This is a genomic window from Pseudaeromonas pectinilytica (genome assembly GCF_054780855.1).
In genome coordinates this window covers 1-1469 of sequence record NZ_BAAGVN010000222.1, presented here as the reverse complement: position 1 = coordinate 1469, position 1469 = coordinate 1, and the positions used below count along the sequence as shown (strand labels likewise).

The 1469-nt window shown below is 46.8% G+C and carries 1 protein-coding gene; it reads left to right on the top strand.

Annotated elements, in window-relative coordinates; translation table 11 throughout:
* Positions 1-1431 (top strand): hypothetical protein (locus tag ACYVG7_RS10380; protein WP_460883044.1); only part of this gene is annotated, 1431 nt, incomplete at its 5' end.
* Between the last annotated feature and the right edge of the window lie 38 nt (positions 1432-1469).

Below are 1469 nucleotides of genomic sequence, written 5' to 3'. Positions count from 1 at the left end.
GATGTGTACAAAGATGCGGGCAGCATCAGCAATGCCATCACCAGTGCCACTGGCGACAGCTTCGAACAACTGAGCCCGAACACTACGCCGGTGGTGACTGATATGGTGTTCAACCCAACCTCCACCGACGACACCATTAATATCCAAGAAGATCTGGGTAATACCACCAATCGCCATACCTTAACGGTTGATGATTTTGGTTCATTCAACGATCAGGATACGGGTGATAGTTTGCAGGTGATCCGCATTGATTCATTGCCAGCAAACGGTACCTTTTATTTGAATGGTGTTGCCATTACCAGTGCCATGGTCTCGGCGCCAGGTGGGGTGACGATCAAGGTTTCGGATATTTCAGCCGAAAATTTGAAATTTGATCCTGCCGATAATTCGGATCTGGATAGTTCATTCAAGTTCAGCGTCAGTGATGGTACCAATTGGAGTAACACTTCCTATGCCACGCAAATCAATATAACGGCGCTGGCTGATAGACCAATCTTGAATATTGCCAGCTCAGAATATCAAGGGGGGATTGCCGCTGCTAATAATAAAGGCAATGGTTTGGTGTTGAGTTATTACGATAATGTCGCAGGTCTTGACCATGGTAATTCAAATTCAAACTCTAGCAATGCGAAAAATACTGTTAAGGTAGAGTCTGTATTGGAGGCGACGACTCCAAAAACCATTGCACCGGTGACAGATTTAGGTGTTGTTCGAACTATTGATGAGAATGATGCTTATAGCGCCAAGGGGCTAATTTATTTAGAAGCTGGTCATACCTACACATTTACAGGGCATCAGGATGATACATTCCGCTTGGAAATTGGAGGGGATGTTCTAGTCAATAATGGCTTCAATACCCATAAGGACTATAGCGGAGCCTACAAAGTCACTACGAGCGGTTACTACACTTTTGAGATGTTTGCTTATAACGGGCACTACATCGGCGATTTTTCAGTTAAGGTTGCGGTCGATACCGGTACTGCGGTGAATTTGTCGACCAGCAATATTCCGCTGTATACCGGTATCGATGCGGTTGATAACGCTGGATTGCAGCACGGCGCTCAGACGGTCAACGGTGATGGTGGCTATTACGAGGTGGAATATAACCATGGGATGGCGGAAACCGCGATTGCATTGTCACCCATTTACCCTCAGCTGAAAGATGGTGATGGTTCTGAATCTCTGACCTTGACGATAGGTTCGATTCCGGCCGGGGCTGTATTGAGCGATGGCCGCCAGAGCTTCACTGCCACAAAGGAGCTGGATTCGGTTGATATTAGTAATTGGAATGCCGCTTCTTTAAAAATCACGCCGCCGGATGGTTTTATCGGGCAGATCCAGCTAACTGTTACTGCCACTGCAACCGAGGCAAGCAACTCTGATCATGCAGGGCGAACGCATGAGTGTCTAGTTTTTGAGCGATACGGATAATCCGGCAATCAGCACCTTCTCCAAGTGTTCTGTTTTCA